Annotated in this window: 17 protein-coding genes; 11 read left to right on the plus strand and 6 right to left on the minus strand. The window is 67.1% G+C overall.

All coding sequences use genetic code 11. From position 1 onward, the window contains the following. The first annotated feature begins 19 nt into the window (after positions 1-19). The 7 genes from murG to lpxC all read left to right on the plus strand — a co-directional run bounded on the left by murG (position 20) and on the right by lpxC (position 8,045). Complete coding sequence (gene murG, locus ABS45_RS03610; RefSeq protein ID WP_291553065.1) at positions 20-1,084, plus strand: undecaprenyldiphospho-muramoylpentapeptide beta-N-acetylglucosaminyltransferase; 1,065 nt, start codon at positions 20-22, stop codon at positions 1,082-1,084. Between the two features lie 76 nt (positions 1,085-1,160). Further along, the gene (gene murC / locus ABS45_RS03615; protein ID WP_291553067.1) at positions 1,161-2,594 is read left to right on the plus strand and encodes a UDP-N-acetylmuramate--L-alanine ligase; all 1,434 of its coding nucleotides are present in this window, start codon (positions 1,161-1,163) and stop codon (positions 2,592-2,594) included. Continuing rightward, positions 2,591-3,571 (plus strand): D-alanine--D-alanine ligase, encoded by a 981-nt coding sequence (locus ABS45_RS03620; RefSeq protein ID WP_291553069.1) that lies wholly within the window; start codon positions 2,591-2,593, stop codon positions 3,569-3,571. The genes murC and ABS45_RS03620 overlap by 4 nt, the downstream gene beginning before the upstream one ends. Next, complete coding sequence (locus tag ABS45_RS03625) at positions 3,568-4,386, plus strand: cell division protein FtsQ/DivIB (protein WP_291553070.1); 819 nt, start codon at positions 3,568-3,570, stop codon at positions 4,384-4,386. Before ABS45_RS03620 ends, ABS45_RS03625 begins: the two co-directional genes overlap by 4 nt. 10 nt (positions 4,387-4,396) lie before the next feature. Further along, positions 4,397-5,626, plus strand: coding sequence for a cell division protein FtsA (gene ftsA, locus ABS45_RS03630; RefSeq protein WP_291553071.1), 1,230 nt, complete (start codon positions 4,397-4,399; stop codon positions 5,624-5,626). A gap of 169 nt (positions 5,627-5,795) precedes the next feature. Then, positions 5,796-6,998 (plus strand): cell division protein FtsZ, encoded by a 1,203-nt coding sequence (ftsZ, locus tag ABS45_RS03635; RefSeq protein WP_291553073.1) that lies wholly within the window; start codon positions 5,796-5,798, stop codon positions 6,996-6,998. Positions 6,999-7,121: 123 nt separating this feature from the next. Continuing rightward, positions 7,122-8,045, plus strand: coding sequence for a UDP-3-O-acyl-N-acetylglucosamine deacetylase (gene lpxC / locus ABS45_RS03640; RefSeq protein ID WP_291553075.1), 924 nt, complete (start codon positions 7,122-7,124; stop codon positions 8,043-8,045). On the opposite strand, the gene ABS45_RS03645 is transcribed toward lpxC, so the two are convergent. From ABS45_RS03645 to cphA (ABS45_RS03655), 3 genes are read right to left on the minus strand one after another with little or no spacing between them, the layout of a single operon-like run. Then, positions 8,046-8,537, minus strand: a complete 492-nt coding sequence (locus ABS45_RS03645; RefSeq protein ID WP_291553184.1) for a CreA family protein — start codon at positions 8,535-8,537, stop codon at positions 8,046-8,048. A gap of 5 nt (positions 8,538-8,542) precedes the next feature. Next, positions 8,543-11,119 carry a cyanophycin synthetase gene (cphA, locus tag ABS45_RS03650; protein ID WP_291553077.1) on the minus strand — a complete coding sequence of 859 codons (2,577 nt, stop codon included), beginning with the start codon at positions 11,117-11,119 and terminating at the stop codon, positions 8,543-8,545. A 57-nt stretch (positions 11,120-11,176) separates the two neighbouring features. Then, positions 11,177-13,351, minus strand: coding sequence for a cyanophycin synthetase (cphA, locus tag ABS45_RS03655; protein WP_291553080.1), 2,175 nt, complete (start codon positions 13,349-13,351; stop codon positions 11,177-11,179). 169 nt (positions 13,352-13,520) lie between these two features. Between cphA (ABS45_RS03655) and ABS45_RS03660 the strand changes: the two genes are divergently transcribed. From ABS45_RS03660 to ABS45_RS03670, 3 genes are all read left to right on the plus strand, one after another. Continuing rightward, entirely contained in the window at positions 13,521-15,785 is a 2,265-nt protein-coding gene (locus ABS45_RS03660) for an ABC transporter ATP-binding protein (protein ID WP_291553082.1), read from the plus strand. Next, entirely contained in the window at positions 15,782-16,252 is a 471-nt protein-coding gene (locus ABS45_RS03665; RefSeq protein WP_291553084.1) for a DUF1854 domain-containing protein, read from the plus strand. The genes ABS45_RS03660 and ABS45_RS03665 overlap by 4 nt, the downstream gene beginning before the upstream one ends. A 192-nt stretch (positions 16,253-16,444) precedes the next feature. Then, positions 16,445-16,900, plus strand: a complete 456-nt coding sequence (locus tag ABS45_RS03670; RefSeq protein ID WP_291553086.1) for a hypothetical protein — start codon at positions 16,445-16,447, stop codon at positions 16,898-16,900. Positions 16,901-16,973: 73 nt separating this feature from the next. On the opposite strand, the gene ABS45_RS03675 is transcribed toward ABS45_RS03670, so the two are convergent. The 3 genes from ABS45_RS03675 to ABS45_RS03685 are packed head-to-tail and all read right to left on the minus strand — an operon-like array spanning position 16,974 to position 20,127. After that, positions 16,974-17,882, minus strand: a complete 909-nt coding sequence (locus ABS45_RS03675) for a 5'-nucleotidase (RefSeq protein ID WP_291553087.1) — start codon at positions 17,880-17,882, stop codon at positions 16,974-16,976. A gap of 2 nt (positions 17,883-17,884) precedes the next feature. Continuing rightward, positions 17,885-19,108, minus strand: a complete 1,224-nt coding sequence (gene gspF, locus ABS45_RS03680) for a type II secretion system inner membrane protein GspF (RefSeq protein ID WP_291553089.1) — start codon at positions 19,106-19,108, stop codon at positions 17,885-17,887. A gap of 29 nt (positions 19,109-19,137) precedes the next feature. Beyond that, positions 19,138-20,127, minus strand: a complete 990-nt coding sequence (locus ABS45_RS03685; RefSeq protein ID WP_291553091.1) for an LLM class flavin-dependent oxidoreductase — start codon at positions 20,125-20,127, stop codon at positions 19,138-19,140. 80 nt (positions 20,128-20,207) lie between these two features. Here ABS45_RS03685 and ABS45_RS03690 point away from each other — a divergent pair, with 80 nt between their 5' ends. Continuing rightward, positions 20,208-20,696, plus strand: coding sequence for a YbhB/YbcL family Raf kinase inhibitor-like protein (locus ABS45_RS03690; protein WP_291553093.1), 489 nt, complete (start codon positions 20,208-20,210; stop codon positions 20,694-20,696). Positions 20,697-20,751: the final 55 nt, after the last annotated feature.

The following is a 20,751-nucleotide window of genomic DNA, read 5'->3' on the forward strand; positions in this document are numbered from 1 at the left end:
TGATGCGAGGGAGGTGCGTATGACGGCCCGCACCGCTCTCATCATGGCTGGCGGTACCGGTGGCCACATCTTCCCGGGCCTGGCGCTGGCGCGCGAACTGGCTGCGCGCGGCTGGCGCGTGCACTGGCTGGGCACGCCCGGCAGCATGGAGTCACGCCTCGTGCCGTCCGAGGGCTTCGCGCTGGAGACCATCGATTTTTCCGGCGTGCGCGGCAAGGGTCTGGTCACGCTGGCGCTGCTGCCGCTGCGCTTGCTGCGTGCCTTCTGGCAGGCGCTCGCGGTGGTGCGCCGCGTCAAGCCCGACGTGGTTGTCGGTCTGGGCGGCTATGTCACCTTTCCGGGCGGCATGATGGCGGTGCTCGCGGGCAAGCCGCTGGTGCTGCATGAGCAGAACTCGGTGGCGGGTTTGGCCAACAAGGTGCTCGCCGGCATTGCCGACCGCATCTTCACCGCGTTTCCCAACGTGCTGAAGAAAGGTCAATGGGTGGGCAATCCGCTGCGCGCGGCGTTCACGCAGCAACCCGGCCCTGAGGAGCGCTTTGCCGCCCGCACGGGCCCGCTCAAACTGCTGGTGGTGGGCGGCAGCCTGGGCGCGCGTGCGCTCAACGAGGTGGTGCCGCAGGCGCTGGCGCTGATCCCCGAGGCGCAGCGCCCCGTGGTCACGCACCAGAGCGGCGAGACGCAGCTCGATGCGCTGCGCGCCAGCTATGCGGCAGCGGGGGTGCAGGGCGAGCTCGTGCCCTTCATTAGCGACATGGCGAGCGCCTTTGCCGTGGCCGACGTGGTGATCTGCCGCGCGGGTGCGAGTACGGTGACCGAGTTGGCCGCCGTGGGCTGCGCCGCGCTCTTTGTTCCGTTTCCGTTCGCGGTCGACGACCACCAGACGGCGAATGCGCGCTTTCTCGTCGATGCCGGTGGCGGCTGGCTGGTGCAGCAGGCCGATCTCACCCCATCTGGTTTGGCTGAAATGATGAAAAAATGGGAGCGACCAGCGCTTATCCATAAAGCGCTAGCGGCCAAAAAGATGCAAAAAACACAGGCCACACGCGAAGTGGCAGCCGCGTGCGAGGAGCTGGCGGCATGAAGCATGTGATTCACCACATTCACTTCGTCGCGCATGTCACAGATGCCGACGATGCGTGCCATGCGGAGGGTGTGCGATGAAACATGTCATTCACCAGATCCATTTCGTCGGCATCGGCGGCTCCGGCATGTGCGGCATCGCCGAGGTACTGCACAACCTGGGCTACCGGATCTCCGGTTCGGACCAGAGCGACAGCCCGGTGCTGCGCCGCCTGCAGTCGCTCGGCGTGGCCACCCACGTGGGCCACGCAGCAGAGCACATCGCCGGTGCCGATGCGGTCGTGACCTCGACCGCGGTGCATGACGACAACCCCGAGGTGGTGGCGGCACGCGCGCGCAAGATTCCGGTGGTGCCGCGCGCGGTGATGCTGGCCGAGCTCATGCGCCTGCGCCGCGGCATCGCGATCGCCGGCACCCACGGCAAGACGACGACGACCAGCCTGGTCGCCAGCGTGCTGGCGCAGGCGGGGCTGGATCCGACCTATGTGATCGGCGGACGCCTGAACAGCGCGGGCGTGAATGCCAAGCTGGGCAAGGGTGAATACATGGTGGTGGAGGCCGATGAGTCGGATGCCTCCTTCCTCAAGCTGCTGCCGGTGATGGCGGTGGTCACCAATATCGACGCCGACCACATGGATACCTATGGGCACGACTTCAGCCGGCTCAAGCAGGCCTTCGTCGATTTCCTGCACCGCATGCCGTTCTACGGCACGGCGGTGCTGTGTGTCGATGACCCGGCGGTGCGCGACATCGCCACGCGCCTGAACTGCCCGATCACGCGCTACGGCCTGGGTGACGATGCCGAAGTGCGCGCGCTCGATGTGCGTGCCGTCGGTACGCAGATGCATTTTACGGTGCAGCGGCGCAACGGCGTGACGTTGCCGGACCTGCAGGTGGTGCTGAACCTGGCGGGCGAGCACAACGTGAGAAATGCGCTCGCCGCCATTGCGGTGGCCACCGAGCTCAACGTGCCCGATGACGCCATCCTGCAGGCGCTGGCCGGTTTTACCGGGGTCGGCCGGCGCTTTCAGAGCCACGGCGAGCTGCCGGCGCGGGACGGCGGGCACTTCACGCTGATCGAGGACTACGGCCACCACCCGGTGGAGATGGCGGCGACCATCGCCGCGGCGCGTGGCGCCTTTCCCGGGCGGCGCCTGGTGCTCGCCTTTCAGCCGCACCGCTACACCCGCACGCGCGACTGCTTCGAGGATTTCGTCCAGGTGCTGGGCGCTGCCGATGCGGTGCTGCTCACCGAGGTCTATGCCGCTGGCGAGGAGCCGATTGCCCACGCCGATGGCCGCTCGCTCACGCGCGCGCTGCGCGTCGCCGGCCGGGTGGAGCCGGTGTTCGTGGAAGACGTCAACGAACTGCCCGCGCGCCTGGCGCAGTTCGCCCGGGGCGGCGATGTGGTGCTGTGCATGGGCGCGGGCTCGATCGGCGCGGCGGCGGGCAAGATCACTGAGTTGCTTCGAAATAGTGAGCTGCAAGCGCAGGAAGGGAGCGCGCCATGAGCTTTTTTGATTCAAAAATCGACGTGGCGCAGCTGGGCAAGGTGGCGGTGCTCATGGGCGGTGATTCGGCCGAGCGCGAGATCTCCCTACTCTCGGGCACCGGGGTGCTCAAGGCCTTGCGCTCGCGCGGCGTCGATGCGCATGGGTTTGATACCGGGGAGCGGGCGCTGGCGCAGTTGACCAGCGAGCGATTTGACCGCTGCTTCATCGCGCTGCACGGTCGCCACGGCGAGGACGGTACGGTGCAGGGGGCGCTGGAGTTGCTCGGCATTCCCTATACCGGGCCGGGGGTGATGGCGTCCGCCATCGCGATGGACAAGACCATGGCCAAGCGCATCTGGCGCTTCGAGGGCCTGGGCACGCCCGACTGGCGCCTGGCCACCCGTGCCGAGGAAGTGCGCCGCGCGTTCGGTGAGCTGGGTGCCCCGATGATCGTCAAGCCCGTGCGCGAAGGCTCGACGCTGGGGCTGACCAAGGTGCTGTCGGCGCAGCAGTGCGAAGCAGCCTATCGGCTGGCGGCCAGCCACGACCCCGAGGTGCTGTGCGAACAGTTCATAGCCGGCATCGAGACCACCTGCGCGTTGATCGGCCAGGGGCAGGATGCGCAGGCATTGCCGCTGATCCGTATCGTCGCGCCCCAGGGCAACTACGATTTTCAGAACAAGTACTACACCGACGTCGTGCGCTACGACTGCCCGAGCGGCTTGCCGGCCGCGGAGGAAGCGGCGATCCAGCAGCTCTCGCTGGCCGCCTACCGCACCCTGGGATGCCGTGGCTGGGCCCGTGCGGACATCATGGTGCGGGCTTCGGATCGCCAGCCCTTTCTGCTGGAGATCAACACCTCGCCGGGCATGACCGGGCATTCGCTGGTGCCCATGGCGGCGCGCGCCTGCGGCGTGGGCTACGAGGACCTGTGCCTCGCCATCCTGGCGGGTGCATCGCTGGATGCCTGGCAGGGCCGCGGAGGGCAGCCATGAGCGCCGCAGCGCCCCTGCCGATCGACGTGCGTCTGATGAACTGGACGGCGGCGGTGTTGCTGCTGGGCTGCATCGCTGCCTTCGTGCTGGCGCTGGGCCACTGGGCGGCGCGCCTGCCGCTGTTTGCGCTCACGCATGTCAGTGTTGATGGCGAGCTCTCGCGCGTGAATCCGCAGCTGCTGCGGGCCGAGGTGGCACCGTCGCTCACTGGCAATTTCTTCACCACCGACCTGCAGGCGGTGCGCGAGGCGTTCGAGCAGGTGCCATGGATCCAGAGCGTGCAGGTGCAGCGCGAGTTTCCGCACACCTTGCATGTGCGCGTGCGCCAGCAGCAGGCCGCGGCCTATTGGGGCGAGGCGGGCGGGGACACCCTGGTCAACCGCGATGGGGAGGTGTTCCAGGCCGATGTCGGCAGCCTGGAGGACGAACACCTGGTACGGCTGGAAGGCCCGGCGGGCGCCTCGGCGCGCATGCTGGCGATGTTCCATCGCCTGGCACCCGCGTTGCAGCCGCTGGGGCTGCCGTTCGAAGCCTTGCTGCTGAGCGCGCATGGCAGCTGGCGCGCGGTGCTGGCGGGCGGCGCGGCCGTCGAGCTGGGGCAGGGAGAAGCTCCGGAGCTGCTGCAGCGCCTGCAGCGCCTGACCGGCACGCTGACGCAGATCGCGCAGCGCCAGGGGCGACGCATCGACCAGCTCGAATATGCCGATTTGCGCTACGCCAACGGCTATGCCCTGCGCCTGAAGGGCGTCACCACCCTGAGCGGCGAGGCGCCTGCGCCTGCGCGCCGCGCCGCACCCAAGAATCAACGAGGCTAGGACCAAACAGATGCCAAGGGAAAGCAAAGACGTCGTCGTGGGCCTGGATATCGGCACCGCCAAGGTGATGGTGGCGGTGGCCGAGGTGCTGGCCGATGGGCAGCTCAAGCTGGCCGGGCTGGGCGTGGCGCCGAGCAACGGCCTCAAGCGTGGCGCGGTCGTGAACATCGAGGCCACGGTGCACAGCATCCAGCAGGCGCTCAAAGAGGCGGAATTGATCGCCGACTGCAGGATCCAGCGTGTCTACACCGGCATCACCGGCAACCACATCCGCGGCATCAACTCCAGCGGCATGGTGGCGATCAAGGACAAGGAAGTCAGCCAGGCCGACGTGGCGCGTGTGGTCGAGACCGCCAAGGCGGTGAATATCTCCAGCGACCAGCGCCTGCTGCTGGTGGAGCCGCAGGAATTCGTGATCGACGGCAACGAGGTCAAGGAGCCGATCGGCATGAGCGGCATCCGCCTGGAGGCCAAGGTGCACATCGTCACTGGCGCGCAGGCCGCGGCCGAGAACATCATCAAGTGCGTGCGCCGCTGCGGGCTGGAGGTGGAGCAGCTCTTGCTCAACCCGCTGGCGTCCAGCCAGGCGGTGCTGACCGACGATGAACGCGAGCTCGGCGTGGCGGTGGTCGACATCGGCGCCGGCACCACCGACATCGCCATCTTCACTGGCGGCGCCATTCGCCACACGGCGGTGCTGCCGATCGCCGGCGACCTGATCACCAGCGACATCGCGATGGCGCTCAGAACGCCGACCAAGGACGCCGAGGACATCAAGGTCGAGCATGGCTGCGCCAAGCAGCTGCTGGCCGACCCCGAGGCGCAGGTGGAGGTGCCGGGCCTGGGCGATCGTGATCCGCGGGTGCTCACGCGCCAGGTGCTCGCCGGCGTGATCGAGCCGCGGGTGGAGGAAATTTTCCAGCTGGTGCAGCAGGTGATCCGCGAGTCGGGCTACGAGGAGGTGTTGTCCTCGGGCATCGTGCTCACCGGCGGCTCCAGCGTCATGCCGGGCATGATCGAGCTGGGCGAGGACATCTTCCTGAAGCCCGTGCGCCGCGGCCTGCCGCATTACTCCCATGCCTTGGCCGACATGGTGGCGCAGCCGCGCGCCGCCACCGTCATGGGCTTGCTCGAAGAGGGCCGCATCGCGCACATGCGCGGCTTCAAGGTGGCGGCCAAGAACGGTTCGATGAAGACCGCCTTCGGGCGTTTCAAGGACTTCATCGTGGGGAATTTCTGATGCGTTGCGTGCTGGTTCTCCCGCTGCGCAGGCGTCCCTTGGTGCGCTCGCGCCGGCGCAAGCGCGACCGATGGCGCTGCCGTGCCAAGCCGCCGCCCGATGGCGATTCAGGGTTTCCGTTTTCCAGATTCGATTTCAGCGTTCAACTTATTTATCCAGGAGCAAGCACATGGCCATCGAAATGATCGAAACCGAAGAGTTCAACCAGGGCACGCAGATCAAGGTGATCGGCGTCGGCGGTGGGGGTGGCAATGCGGTCGAGCACATGATCGCGCGCAACGTGCAGGGCGTGCAGTTCGTTTGCGCCAACACCGATTCGCAGGCCCTGCTGCGCAGCTCCGCGAACCAGACGGTGCAACTGGGCAGCAACGGCCTGGGCGCGGGCAGCAAGCCCGAGAAGGCGCGCGAGGCGGCCGAGGCGGCCGAGGCGGAAATCCGCCAGGCGATTGCCGGATCGCACATGCTGTTCATCACCGCCGGCATGGGCGGCGGCACCGGCACCGGGGCGGCGCCGGTGATTGCCAAGGTGGCCAAGGAGATGGGCATCCTCACCGTCGGCGTGGTTACCAAGCCCTTTGGCTGGGAGGGCTCGCGGCGCATGAAGAATGCCGATGAAGGCCTGTCCGAACTCGAAGCCAATGTCGATTCGCTGATCGTGGTGCTCAACGAGAAGTTGCTCGAGGTGCTGGGTGACGATATCACGCAGGAAGAAGCCTTCGCGCACGCCAACGACGTGCTCAAGAACGCCGTCGGCGGCATCGCCGAGATCATCAATGAGTACGGCCAGATCAACGTCGACTTCGAGGACGTGCGCACCGTGATGGGCGAGCCGGGCAAGGCGATGATGGGCACGGCGACGGCCAGCGGGCCGGATCGCGCGCGCATCGCCGCCGAGCAGGCGATTGCCTGCCCGCTGCTCGAAGGCATAGACCTCTCTGGCGCGCGTGGCGTGCTGGTGCTGGTCACGGCGAGCAAGGGCAGCCTCAAGCTGTCCGAGTCGCGCCTGGCGATGAACACCATCAACGCCTACGCGTCGCCGGACGCGCATGTGATCTTCGGCGCGGCCTACGACGACAGCCTGGGCGACGAGATCCGCGTGACCGTGGTGGCCACGGGCCTGTGCAATGCGCAGACGCGGCGCCAGAACATCCAGGTGGTGCAGGGCGGCCAGCGTACCGGGACGGACAATCTGCCCTTCGCGGCCACGCCCATGACCGGTGCGCTCGCCAACCCGGCGGCACGCGGCGACTACACGGTCCCCAGCGTCTGGCGCACCAACCGCTCGCAGGCCTCGGCGCGCGTGGATGCGATGTCTTCGGGCGGCATGGACGAGCTGGAAATTCCCGCGTTCCTGCGCCGGCAGGCGGACTGAGGAAGAGGTTGAGCGTTTGGCGTTGAGCGTTCAGCGTGAACGTCAGCAAGCGCCCTGCGTCTTTGCACGCTCAACGCCAAACGCCAAACGCCAAACGCCAAACGCTCAACCTAAAATCCGCGGATGCTCCAGCAACGCACCATCAAGACGCTCACCCGCTCCGTGGGCGTAGGCCTGCACAGCGGTCAGCGGGTGGAGCTGACGCTGCGCCCGGCCGCGCCCGATACCGGCATCGTGTTTCGCCGCGTCGATTTGCCGGAGCCGGTGGACATCCCGGTCTCGGCCGAGGCGGTGGTGGATACGCGCATGGCCTCGACCATAGGCGTGGGTGGTGCCAAGGTGCACACGGTGGAGCATCTGATGTCGGCCTGCGCCGGCCTGGGGCTGGACAACCTCTATGTGGACATCACGGCAGAGGAAGTGCCTATTTTGGACGGTTCTTCGGCCTCGTTCGTCTTCCTGCTGCAAAGCGCCGGCGTGGAGCTGCAGAACGCGCCGCGGCGCTTCATCCGCGTCAAGCGGGCCGTCGAGGTGCGGGGCGGCGAGGGGCGAGATCTCAAGTGGGCGCGGCTTGCGCCCTACCACGGCTACAAGCTGCATTTCGAGATAGCCTTTGCCCATCCGGCGGTGGATTCGACCGAGCAATCGGCGGATTTCGATCTCGGCAGCGGCAACTATGCGCGCGACATTGCGCGGGCGCGCACCTTTGGTTTCACCAAGGATGTGGAGATGCTGCGCGCCAACGGGCTGGCGCTGGGCGGCGGACTCGACAACGCCATCGTGATGGACGACTACAAGGTGCTCAACAGCGATGGCCTGCGCTACGACGCGGAGTTTGCGCGCCACAAGATCCTGGATGCGATGGGTGACCTCTACCTCATAGGCCACCCGCTGCTGGCGGCCTACAGCGCCTTTCGCAGCGGCCACGCGCTCAACAACCAGTTGCTGCGCGCGCTGCTGGCGCAGGAGGATGCGTGGGAGTTCGTGAGCTTTGAGCGCGAACGCGAGGCGCCCCAGGGTTTTGCCCGCCCCGTCGCCGCGTGGTGACTATTTCTTGAGCGGTATCGGCGTTGCCTCGGGGATGGGCACGGCCGTGATGCTGTTCTGCGGCGAGCCATCGACGAGTTTGTCCGAATACGTCAGATAGACCAGCGTGTTGCGTTTTTCATCGACCATGCGCACCACGCGCAGGCGCTTGAAGACCAGCGAGATGCGTTCGCTGAAGACCTCCTCCTGCTGCTTGAGTGGTTTGGCGAATGCCACCGGGCCCACTTGGCGGCAGGCGATGGAGGCTTCCGCGCGGTCTTCCGCCAGCCCCAGCGTGCCCTTGATGCCACCGATGCGCGCGCGCGAAACGTAGCAGGTGATGCCCTGCACTTGCGGATCGTCATAGGCTTCGACAATGATGTCGTGGTCGCGCCCGAGCCACTGGAAGGCCGTATCGACGCTGCCGATCTTCTCGCCCGAAACGGCGAAGGCGCTGCCGGCAGCCAGCAGCAGAGCGCCGATAGTGAGGACGATGTGTTGGATGGTTTTGATCGGGCTCACAGATGTGGTTCCTTGCAGCGCTGTTGCAGGTGTGCCAGCGACTCTTGCACCTGATCGACCAGCACCAGGCACAGGTCGCCCGCTTGCAGGCGCTGCAAGGCATGGTCGATGGCGATGAATTCGCCGTGGATTTCGGTGATGTAGCTGGCGCGCCGGGCGCCCTGCAGGCCCTTGTGCAGCAGCGCCAGCACCTCGCCATCGGCGCGCCCGCGCTGGCAGGCGTCCTGGTAGAGGATGACGTCGTCAAAGCTTGAACCGAGGATTTCGGTTTGCTCGCTGATGTCCTGGTCGCGCCGGTCGCCGGCGCCGCTGATGACCACCGCGCGGCGTTTGCCGGGCATGGCCTGCGTTGCCTGCACCAGCGCGCGGATGGCGTCGGGGTTGTGGCCGTAGTCGGCAATGATGGTGGCGCCGTGGTAGTCCATCACGTTGAAGCGCCCGGGCACGGCGTCGGCGCTGCTCTCGAAACTGGCCAGGCCTCGACGCACCGTGTCCCACGGCAGACCCAGGCCCCAGGCGGCGCCCACGGCGGCCATGGCGTTGTCCACCTGAAAGCCGATCACGCCGCCATGCGTGAGCGGGATGTCGCGCAACGCGATGCTCTCGCGCCACGAACCTTCGGCGGCGACGATGCGGCCCTCGTCCACGTACACCACGCGTCCGCCTTGCGCGCGATGCGTGACCATGGCGGGGTGGTGGCGGTCGTGGGCAAAGAAGATCACCTTGCCGGGGCAGACATGCGCCATCGGCACGCAATGGGCATCGGCGGCATTGAGCACCGCGTAGCCGGTAGGGGCGACGTTCTGCACGATGACGCGCTTGAGCACGGCCACGTCTTCGACCGTGGTGATGTAGTTCAGCCCCAGGTGGTCGCCGGCGCCGATGTTGGTGACCACGGCCACCTGGCATTGATCGAAGCCCAGGCCTTCACGCAGGATGCCGCCGCGCGCGCATTCCAGCACCGCCGCCTCGGTGTCGGGGTGCGCCAAGGCGTTGCGCGCGCTCTTGGGACCGGAGCAGTCGCCGCTGTCGATCTGGTGTCCGCCGACGTACACGCCGTCGGTGTTGGTCATCGCGGTGGTCCAGCCATGCGCGCTGCACAGGTGGGCGATGAGGCGGGTGGTGGTGGTCTTGCCGTTGGTGCCGGTCACGGCGACCACGGGAATGCGGCCATCTTCGCCCGGGGGAAAGAGCGCGTCGATCATCGGCACGCCCACATTGCGCGGCTTGCCGTAGGAGGGCGAAAGGTGCATGCGCAGCCCCGGCGCGGCGTTGACCTCGACGATGCCGCCGCCTTGCTCTTCCAGCGGTTTGAGCATGGATTCGCAGATCACGTCCACGCCGCAGATGTGCAGGCCTATGGTCTGCGCGGCATCGACCGCGCGCGCGGCGATCTCGGGGTGCACGTCGTCGGTCACGTCGGTGGCACTGCCGCCGGTCGACAGATTGGCGTTGTGCCGCAGCACGATGCGCTGGCCTTGCGCGGGCACCGATGCAGGACTCAAGCCTTCATTGCTCAGGCGCGCCAGCGCGATATCGTCCAGGCGGATCTTGGTGAGCGCCGTCCCGTGACCGCTGCCGCGGCGCGGGTCCTGGTTGACGATGTCCACCAGTTCGCGGATGGTGTGTTCGCCATCGCCCAGCACCTGCGGCGGCTCGCGCCGGGCGGCGGCGACGAGTTGACCACCGACGACGAGCAGGCGGAAATCGTGCCCGGGCAGAAAGCGTTCGACCATCACCTCGCCGCTGTACTCCAGTGCCGTGGCGTAGGCGGCTGCAAGCTGCTCGCGGGTGGTGATGTTCACCGTCACGCCCTTGCCCTGGTTGCCGTCCTGTGGCTTGACGACCACGGGAAGGCCGACTTCTTGCGCCAGTGCCCAGGCGTCGTCGACATCGCTGACCGGCCGGCCCAGCGGCACGGGCACGCCGGCGGCATGCAGCAGGCGCTTGGTCAGGTCCTTGTCCTGCGCGATCGATTCGGCCACCGCGCTGGTCATGTCCAGCTCCGCGGCCTGCACGCGCCGCGCGCGCGCGCCCCAGCCCAGTTGCACCAGCGAGCCGCTGGTCAGGCGCTTGAATGGAATGCCGCGCGCCTGGGCGGCGTCGATGATGTTGCGCGTCGAGGGCCCCATGCGCACGTCCTGATCGAGCTCGCGCAGCTCGGCGACGGTGGCCGCCGCGTCGTAGGGGTGATCGTCCAGCGCGGCGCGGATCAGCGCCGTGGCCTCATCGACTGCCTTGCGCCCAACCTCTTCCTCGGTGTACTCGACGACCACCTGGTAGGTGTCCGTCTCCACCGTTTCGTGCGTGCGGCTGAAGGTGACGCTGCAGCCCGCCTGCGCCTGCAACTGGCGGGTGGCGGTTTCGAGCACGTGTGCCAGCGACACCGGCTGTTCGGCGCCCTGTGGCGCCAGCGGCCCGATGGCGGGAAAGCGCGCGCGCAGGCGGTCTTCAAACCCGGCGATGGTGGCGATGTCGTGCTCGCTGGGTTCGCAGTGCACTATGGTTTCCATGGCCGTGCTGCGGGTCCAGAGATTGGGGCCGCGCAGCGCGCGGGAGCGAAGAATTTGCATGGTGCAAAAAAGGTTGAAATATGGGTTTTGCGCTTGATAGTCGTGCGTTAGCAGCTATCAATGTTGGTATTCGAATGTTTTGATGCCGGCGGCGATCAAATCGGGCGCTATGCCCAGGGCCCAGGCGCCTGCAATGGCCGCCAGCAGCGCGGTGGTATCGGGGGTGCTGCCAACCGCCGGGCGCAGCGCAGCCAGGCTGCCGAGCACGCGCTCCTTGGCGCCGGTAGCAAGGCATATGTGCTCGCCGCGGACAAAGACGGCACGCGCCTCGGGCTGCGCCCGGTGCTGTGTCAGCGTCGCGTTGTCGGCCGAGAGCGCATACAGCAGCACCTCGCCGTCGCAGAGCTCGGCCAGCTCCGCCACGGGCGCGATGTCCGCATTGAGCACGCCGGCGCCGCCCTCCAGCACCACGTCGATCTGGGTGCGCAGCACGCGCGGCATCTGCTGCGGGCCGCGGATGTCGTGATCGGCGAGCTGCTCCCAGCCATCCATGTCGGTGACGATGCCGACCTGGCAGCGGTCGTAAGCCAGGCCCTCGTCGAGAATGGAGCGCGCCGTGGTCTGGACCACCGCCGCCTCGGCCAGGCGGTTGGTCAGCAGCCGATGCGCGCCCGCCCAGTGGGCGGTGTCGGTTTTCTGGGTTTGCCGTCCGGCGATGAACATGCCCTCGCTGCTGGCAATGCCGGTGAGCTTGCCCGAGAGCTGCAGCAGCCAGCCCACCAGCCGCGCGATGAAGGCGTTGCCGCGGGTGCCCGCCACGCCGACGATCGGGATGCGGCCCGCGTGACTGCCCTTTTCGCTGCTGCTGGGAAACAGGTGTTCGACGATGGCCTGGCCCACCGGGCGCGGCGAGCCGCTGGACGGCTTGAGGTGCATCAGCAGGCCAGGCCCGGCGTTGACTTCCAGAATCGCGCCGCCCTGCGCGCGCATGGGGCGGGAGATGTCCTTGAGGATCATGTCCAGGCCGGCGATGTCCAGGCCGACCACGCGCACCGCCAGCTCGGCGTGGTAGGCCACGTCGGGGTGCAGCTCGTCGGTGCAGTCGATCGCCATGTTGCCGTTGCGCTGCAGCAGCACCTTCCGGCCGGCGGCGGGCACGGTGTCGGCCGTGACCTCCTGGCGTGCCAGTTCGAGCTGGATGTTGGGCAGATTCAGATCCAGCAACTCCAGCGGGTATTCCTCTTCCACGCCGCGGCGCGGGTCGCGGTTGAGCTCCTCGACCAGCGCCTTGAGCGTGCGCTGGCCGTCGCCGGTGACGAAGACTTGCTCGCCACGGCAGGCGGCCACCACCTTGCCGCCCACCACCAGCAGCCGGTGCTCGGTGCCTTCGATGAATTTTTCGACGATCACCTCCGAGCCTTCCTTCTCGGCCAGCGGAAAGGCGGCGCGGATGTTCTTTTCCTGGTAGAGCTCCAGCGTCACGCCGCGCGCGTGGTTGCCGTCGCTGGGCTTGACGGTGACCGGCAGACCGATGTCCTGCGCCGCTTCCCAGGTCTCGTCGGCGCTGGCCACGATCTGCCCTTCAGGAACGGGCACGCCGGCGGCAGCCAGCAGGCGCTTGGTCAGGTCCTTGTCCTGCGCGATGCCTTCGGCGATGGCGCTGGTCTGGTCGGTCTCGGCCGTCCAGATGCGCCGCTGCGCCGCGCCGTAGCCCAGTTGCACCAGGTTGCCGTCGTTCAGGCGCACCTGCGGGATGCGCCGCTCCTGCGCGGCATCGACGATGCAGGCGGTGCTCGGCCCGAGGTAGTTGTCGTCTATCGTGGTCTTGATCGTCTGGATGGCGCGCTTGAGGTCGAACGCGTCGCCGTTGATCGCCGCCATGATGAGCGCATGGCCTTGCGCCAGCGCCACCCGCGCCACCGCCTCTTCGGGGCAGCGGAACACCATGCGGTAGGTGCCGGGCGTCGACGTCTCGCGCGTCTGGCCGAACTTGGCGGGCAGGCCCGAAAGGTTGAGCAGCTCGATGATGACGTGCTCCAGCACATGGCCCATCCAGGTGCCCTCGCGCAGGCGCTCGATGAAGCCGCCGCGCTCGCCCACGCCGCAGTGGTGCTCGACCAGATCCGGCAGCCAGGCGGTGAGGCGCTCGTTGAAGCCGGGAACCTTGTTCGATGGATGCTGCTCCAGCTCCCCGAGCGCCAGCCAGACTTCGAGCGCTGGACGGTAGGTCCAGATGCTGGGCCCGCGCAGATAGGTGGCGCGGAGCAATCGGATATCTTCAAAGCGTGGCATGGTGACAAGAGTTGAAAGAGAAAACGGACCATTTTGCAGCCGCAGCAAGCAATGATGCACCAAGCGGCTGTCAGCCGCGAGCGGGGTGCAGGCGTTAGGGATAACCATAGGTCGCGCCTGCGACCAGCGGCGTTCCTGCAGTGCAGGCAGCGTGTTCAATAGTCAAACAATGCAACATCACCATGAATCGGGCGCTTCAAGCGCTCTGACGGAACCCTTGGCGGGGGGTTGGCAAGGCGTCCTCGCATCCAGCGAAAACGTGCTGGCGGTGCTGGAGGTTGACCTCAGCAGCGAATTGCGCTTTGCCCGTGCCAGCCTGCTGCTGACCTCGCAGCGCCTGCTGGCGCGCGATGCCCAGGGGCGGGTGCAGGAATGGGCGCTGGCGCAGGGCCAGACGCTGCAGGAGTTCGATGCCGGCGGCGTCGGCACGCTGGAATTGCACGATGGCGATGGCCGGCAGGCGCTGTGGCGCTTCACGCTCTCCCGCCATCCGCAGGCGCTGGAGTTCCAGCAGCACTTTGCGCGCTGCATCGCGCACCTGGGCCGTCCGCACGCGCTCGCGGCGCTCCAGGCACAGGCTCCGCGGTGCCCACAGTGCCATGCCCTGCTGCCCGAGGGCAGCGAAGAATGCCCTGCCTGCGCGCCCACGGAAGAGGAGGCCGCCGCCTCCGGCTGGGTGCTGCTGCGCCTGTGGCGCTTTGCCAGGCCTTACCAGGGCAAGCTGCTGCTGGGCTTTGTGCTCACGCTGCTGTCCACCGCAGCCACGCTGGTGCCGCCCTACCTCACCATCCCGCTGATGGACGATGTGCTGATTCCTTACCAGGACGGCAAAAGCATTCCGGTGTCCACCGTGGCGCTGTACCTGAGCGGGCTGCTGGCGGCCTCGCTCTTTGCCTGGGCGCTGGGCTGGGCGCGCACCTATGTGCTGGCGCTGGTGTCCGAGCGCATCGGCGCCGATCTGCGCACCGCCACCTACGAGCATTTGCTGCGCCTGTCACTCGATTACTTCGGCAGCAAGCGCACCGGCGATCTGATGGCGCGCATCGGTTCCGAGACTGACCGTATCAACGTCTTCCTCTCGCTGCATGCGCTGGATTTCGCCACCGACGTGCTCATGATGGTCATGACGGCGGTGATTCTGGTCTCGATCAACCCCTGGCTGGCGCTGGTCACGCTGGTGCCGCTGCCCTTCATCGCCTGGATGATCCATGCCGTGCGTGACCGTTTGCGCACCGGCTTTGAAAAAATGGACCGGCTGTGGAGCGAGGTCACCAACGTGCTGGCCGACACCATTCCCGGCATCCGCGTCGTCAAGGCCTTCGCCCAGGAGGCGCGCGAGGCCGAGCGCTTTCGCGTCGCCAACCAGCGCAACCTGGCGGCCAACGATCGATTGAACAAGACCTGGAGCCTGTTCTCGCCCACGGTCACGCTGCTCACCGAAATCGGCCTGCTGGTGGTTTGGGCCTTCGGCATCTGGCTGGTGGCGCATGAGCAGATCACCGTCGGTGTGCTGACCGCGTTCCTGGCCTACATCGGACGCTTCTACACCCGGCTCGATTCGATGAGCCGCATCGTTTCAGTGACGCAGAAGGCGGCGGCCGGCGCCAAGCGCATCTTTGACATCCTGGACCACGTGAGCAACGTGCCCGACCCGGCCAATCCGGTGCGTCTGCCGCGCATCCAGGGTGCCATCGACCTGGAAAACGTGGTGTTTCGCTACGGCAGCCGCACGGTGGTGAAGAACGTTTCGCTGTCGATTCGCCCCGGCGAGATGATTGGCCTGGTCGGCCACAGCGGCTCGGGCAAGAGCACGCTGGTCAACCTGATCAGCCGCTTTTCCGATGTGGCGGATGGCTCCATCAGCGTCGATGGCGTCGATATCCGCCGCATGGCGGTGGCCGATTGGCGCCGCCACATCGGCCTGGTGCTGCAGGAGCCCTTCCTGTTCTTTGGCAGCATCGCCGAGAACATCGCCTACGGCAAGCCCGAGGCGACGCGCGCCGAGATCATCGCCGCCGCGCGCGCCGCGCATGCGCACGACTTCATCCTGCGCCTGCCGCTGGGCTATGACTCGCTGGTGGGCGAGCGCGGCCAGGGGCTTTCGGGCGGCGAGCGCCAGCGCATCAGCATTGCCCGTGCGCTGCTGATCGATCCGCGCGTGCTGATCCTGGACGAAGCGACGTCCGCTGTCGATACCGAGACCGAGAAGGAAATCCAGCGCGCGCTGGACAACCTGGTGCAGGGCCGCACCACGATCGCCATTGCCCACCGCCTTTCCACGCTGCGCAAGGCGGACCGCCTGGTGGTGATGGACCGCGGCGAAATCGTGGAGATCGGTCCGCACGATGAACTCATGGCGCGCGAAGGCGCCTATTGGCGCTTGTATCAGGCGCAGGCCCGGCGCGAAGCCGAAGTGGAAGGAGCCGCCGCATGAGCCGTCTGTTTGAACTGGTGCGCAACGCCCACGGTCGCTTGGTGCTGCACCTGGCCGATGGCAGCGAGCATGTTGGCGTGATACCGGTGCGCGCGTTTCCGATCACCGCGTCCGATGAGGGGCTTTCCCTCGTCGGCGCCGAAGGCAGCGAGCTGCTCTGGATTGATCGGCTGGATGCGCTGCCCGGCGCCGTGCGTGCACTGATCGAGGAAGACCTCGTCGCGCGTGAATTCCTGCCAACGATTGAGCGGATCGTGTCGGTGTCCAGCTTTTCCACGCCCAGCACCTGGCAGCTGGAGACCGACAAGGGCCCGGCCACATTGGTGCTCAAGGGCGAGGAAGACATCCGGCGCCTGGCCAAACGCACGCAGCTGCGCATCAGCGCCAGCGACGGCGTGCAGTTCCAGATTCCGGACATCAACCGGCTGGACAAATCTTCGCGCAAATTGTTGGAGCGGTTTTTATAGCGTTGGATGCGTGTCAGACAAGCGCAAACGATAAATTTGACTTGCAATTGAACGTAACTTCGTCACCACGGGTTTACCCTTGTATTTGTAACCAAAACTAAAAAAACCTTCATTTCCCGGTTTGTTTGCCGTATTGCAGGTACGACGTAGTGCTAGCCCCGTCTAGCGCCCTCGCATTGGAGGAGCACAGCCATGCCACTATCACCTGTAGAAAGAACGGCCGCCCACTGGACGCCGCAGCCGCAGAGCGACCTGTATTCCACCGGGGCATCCGGGGCTGTGCCGGTGCGCCCGGTGAATGCCGTCAATGCGATGGCGTCCACGGATGAGCTCGGCGCGAGCGCCATCGTGCGCATCTCGGGCAAGACGGGTATTCCGGAAGCCATCCAGCACGACTGGACGCTGGCCCAGCCCGAGAAGGAAAAACCCAAGGTCGAGGAGCCGCCGCCGCGCGATCCGCCGCTGTACCAGCAGCTGATCGACATCGTGCAGTCGATGTGGCGCGCTAGCGGCAATGCGGTGCAGATGGCCGAAGAAATGAACCAGACCACGCTGGCCGACCGGCTGAACCAGCAGGTGCCGCCGCCGCCCAAGAGCGAGTCCGTCACCTACGCCGATCCATCGGTCAAGAAATCCGGGCGTCTGTAATCGGCAGGGTTTTTGGTGGGGAACAGCCCTTGTCGGCCTCGGGCCAGGGGGCTTTTGAAAAGCTAGCCAAGTGCTAGCTTTTTTTCTGGACGCTGGCGCCGCTCACATGCCCCGCCGGCACATGCTGCGCGGCGCTCAGCACATGGCTGCGCTGGTCGTCAAAGAAAAAATCAGGCTCGAATTCGCGCAGGAACGGGCCTTTTTCCAGCCCGCCGAGGAACATCGCCTCATCCACCGTGATGCCCCAGTTGAGCAGCGTGCGTACCGCGCGCTCGTGCGCCGGGGCGCTGCGGGCGGTGACCAGCGCAGTGCGAATGCGCATGGTCTGCGATGCCGCCGCCTGCTGCTGCAGGTGGTTGAGCGCGGCCAGCAGCGGCTTGAAGGGCCCGCTGGGCAGCGGGGTGGTGGCCAGCTGCGTTTCGTGCTGCACGAACGCCGGCAAGCCCCCTTCCTGATACACCCGCTCGGCTTCGTCGGAAAACAGCACCGCGTCGCCGTCGAAGGCGATGCGCACCTCCTGCGGGTAGTGCTCGCCTGCGGGGCGCGATTCGGTCAGCACCCGCGCGGCCGGAAAACCCAGGCTCAGCGCCTGTTGCACGTCCTCGGCATTGGCCGAGAGAAACAGGTGCGCGCCCAGCGGGCGCAGGTAGGCAAACGGGTCTCTGCCGCGCGTGAACACGCCGCGCTCGATGTGCATGCCCGCCGCCTGGGCCGAGGCGAACACGCGCAGGCCGCTCGCCGGGTCGTTGCGTGAGAGCATGACCACTTCCACGCGTTGTTCTTCTTCGGTATTGAAGGCCAGCAGCTTCTTGACCAGAGCCAGCGCCACGCCCGGGCCCGGCGGCTGCTGCACATGCGCGAGCTGGTAGTGCATGTAGCGTGCCTCGTCGCCGGTCTCGAACAGGCGGTTTTCCTCTTCGAAATCAAACAGCGCGCGCGAGGAAATCGCGACGACCAGCTTGCCGGTGAGTGTCTGGGGCACGGCTATTTGACGAACTGGTTGAGTTCGATGATGGGTTGCAGCACCGCCAGCACGATGAGCATCACGATGAGACCCATGGAGACGATGAGCAGCGGCTCCAGAATGGTGGCCAGTTGCAGCGCCCGGCGCTGCACCTCGTTGCCCATCTGGCGCGCGGCGCGCTCGAGCATCGTCGGCAACTGCCCGGTCTGCTCGCCCAGGCGCGCGAACATCGCCAGCAGCGACGGAAAGCGCCTGGTGCGGGCGAGGGCCGAGGCCAGCGGCGCGCCTTCGCGTACCAGCGTGAGCGCGGCCAGCGCGTCGGCGCGCAGCGCCTGGTTGGAGAGCGTCTCGGCCGCCGCCTGCAAGGCTTTCAGGATGGGCACGCCCGCCCCCGCGAGCATACCCAGCGTGCTGGCAAAACGCGCCGCGTTGTAGCCGCGCGCCAGGCGCCCGAGGATGGGCAGACGCAGCCACCAACCATCGAAAGTTTCACGAAATCCAGCATTTGCCAGCACCAGGCGGGCGCCCGTAGCTATCACCACAATAGCAATCAGCACTGCCCAACCGTAGCTGCGCACGAAGTCGCTGATGCTGAGCATGATGACGGTGAGCAGCGGCAACGCCCGCTTGCTGCCGGCAAACACGCTCGCCACCTGCGGCACCACGTAACCCACCAGAAACAGCACGATGGCGATCGCCACCACGGTGACGATGGCCGGATACAGCGCCGCGCCGACCAGCTTGGCGCGCAGTTGCTGGCGCTCTTCCAGGTCGTCGGCCAGGCGCTCGAGTACCTGCGCCAAGCCGCCGCTGGCCTCTCCCGCGCCAATCACCGCGCAGTAAATCGGCGAGAACTCGCGCGGAAACTGCGCCAGCGCGCGGGCGAAGGGACTGCCGGCGTTGACCTCGGCGCGCAGCGAAGCGAGCAGGTGGCGCTGGCGCTCGTCGTCGGCTTCGTCGGCGAGAGCAGTGAGAGCGCGTTCGAGTTGCAGGCCGGAGCCCACCAGCCCGGCGAGCTGGCGCGTCCAGACGGCGAGCGTGGTGGGGTTGAACACCGGGTGGGTGAAGAGCCGCTCGCCCAGCGATGTGCTGGTGGCGCTGCCGCTGGCCAGCGTTTGCACCTCCAGCGGCACGAGCGACTGCGCGCGCAGCAGGCTGCGCGCGGAACGCGCGGTGTCCGCCTCCAGCGTGCCGCGGCGCACGCGGCCCTCGCTGTCCAGAGCTTCAAACGAGAACGCGGGCATGGTGGCGCAATGGTAAAGCGCGCCGCGCCCTATGCGTTGGCCTGGGCGGCGATTTCCAGCGAGAGAAGGCGCAGGTCGGCATCAAAGACATCACTCACCAGCATGAACTCGTCGGCACGCGTGGCTTCATGGATGGCGGCAAAGCCTTCGCGCACCGTCTCGGGGCCGCCGATCACGGCGAGCGCCAGGAAGTCGGCGATCGCCGCGCGTTCGGGCTCGCCCAGCTGTGCCAGAAAATCGCGCACCGGCGGCGCCAGCAGCCCGCGCCGCCCGGTGATGATGCCCAGCACGCGCTGAAAGGTGCTGCTGGCCAGGTAGCTGGCCTCGTCGTCGGTGGGCGCGGCGATCACCGGCACGCCGACCATCACGTACGGCTTGGCCAGCACCTTGGATGGCTTGAACAGTCGCCGGTACATCTCTATCGCGGGTGCCAGCAGGCGCGGCGCGAAGTGCGAGGCAAAGGCGTAGGGCAGGCCCTTCTCGGCCGCGAGCTGCGCCGAGAACAGGCTGGAGCCCAGCAGCCAGATCGGCACCTCGGTGCCGGCGCCGGGCACGGCGGTGATCGCCTGCCCGGGTTGCGCCGGGCCGAGCAGGCGCTGCAACTCGCTCACGTCGCGCGGAAAGTCGGCCTCCGTCTCGACCCGGTCGCGGCGCAGCGCGCGCATGGTGGCGCGGTCGGTGCCCGGCGCGCGCCCCAGGCCCAGGTCGATGCGGCCGGGGTAGATGGAGGCGAGCGTGCCGAAGGCCTCGGCGACGACCAGCGGCGCATGGTTGGGCAGCATCACGCCGCCCGAGCCGACGCGGATGCGTGAGGTGGCGCCCGCAACATGGCCAACCAGCACTGCGGTGGCGGAACTGGCAATGCCGGGCATGTTGTGGTGTTCGGCCAGCCAGTAGCGCGCAAAACCCAGTTCCTCGGCTTTGCGCGCGGTGCGCACGGCGGTCGCGATCGCCTCGGCGGGCGTGCCGCCCTCGCGCACGGCCACCAGATCAAGCATGGAAAGTTGCGGCTTCTTCATGGTGGTCGATTGTGCCGTCTGCTGTGCGGTTTCCGCTGCAGTGCCCATAATGCCCGACGTAGCAACCACGGAGACCGACGATGGCTTTGGTGTTGACGAGTACCGATGTGGCCGAGCAGCAGACGCTGGCCAAGACCTTTGTACACAGCGCGATGGGCGCGGGCGGTGACAACGTCTCGCCCGAGCTTGCCTGGAGCGGCGCGCCCGAGGGCACGAAGAGCTTCGCGTTGACGATGTACGACCCGGATGCGCCCACCGGCTCGGGTTGGTGGCACTGGGTGGTGTACGACATTCCCGCCAGCTGCACATCGCTGCCGCGCGGCGCGGGCAATCCGGGTGGGGCACTGCCCGACGGGGCTCAACTGGGGCGCACCGATTTTGGCAGCAAGGAATACGGCGGTGCCGCGCCTCCGCCCGGGCATGGGCCGCACCGCTACATCTTCACGCTGCATGCGCTGAATGTGGACAAGCTCGATGTGCCAGGCGACGCCTCGGCGGCGTATGTCGGCTTCATGATTCACTTCGCCAGGCTGGGCGAGGCGAAGTTGACGGCGAAGTACGAGCGCTGAAAGCCCCCATCCCCACCTTCTCCCAGAGGGGGAAGGAGTAGAAACGGATCCAGTT

The organism is Comamonas sp. SCN 65-56 (assembly GCF_001724135.1).
Lineage (GTDB): Bacteria > Pseudomonadota > Gammaproteobacteria > Burkholderiales > Burkholderiaceae_C > Comamonas_C.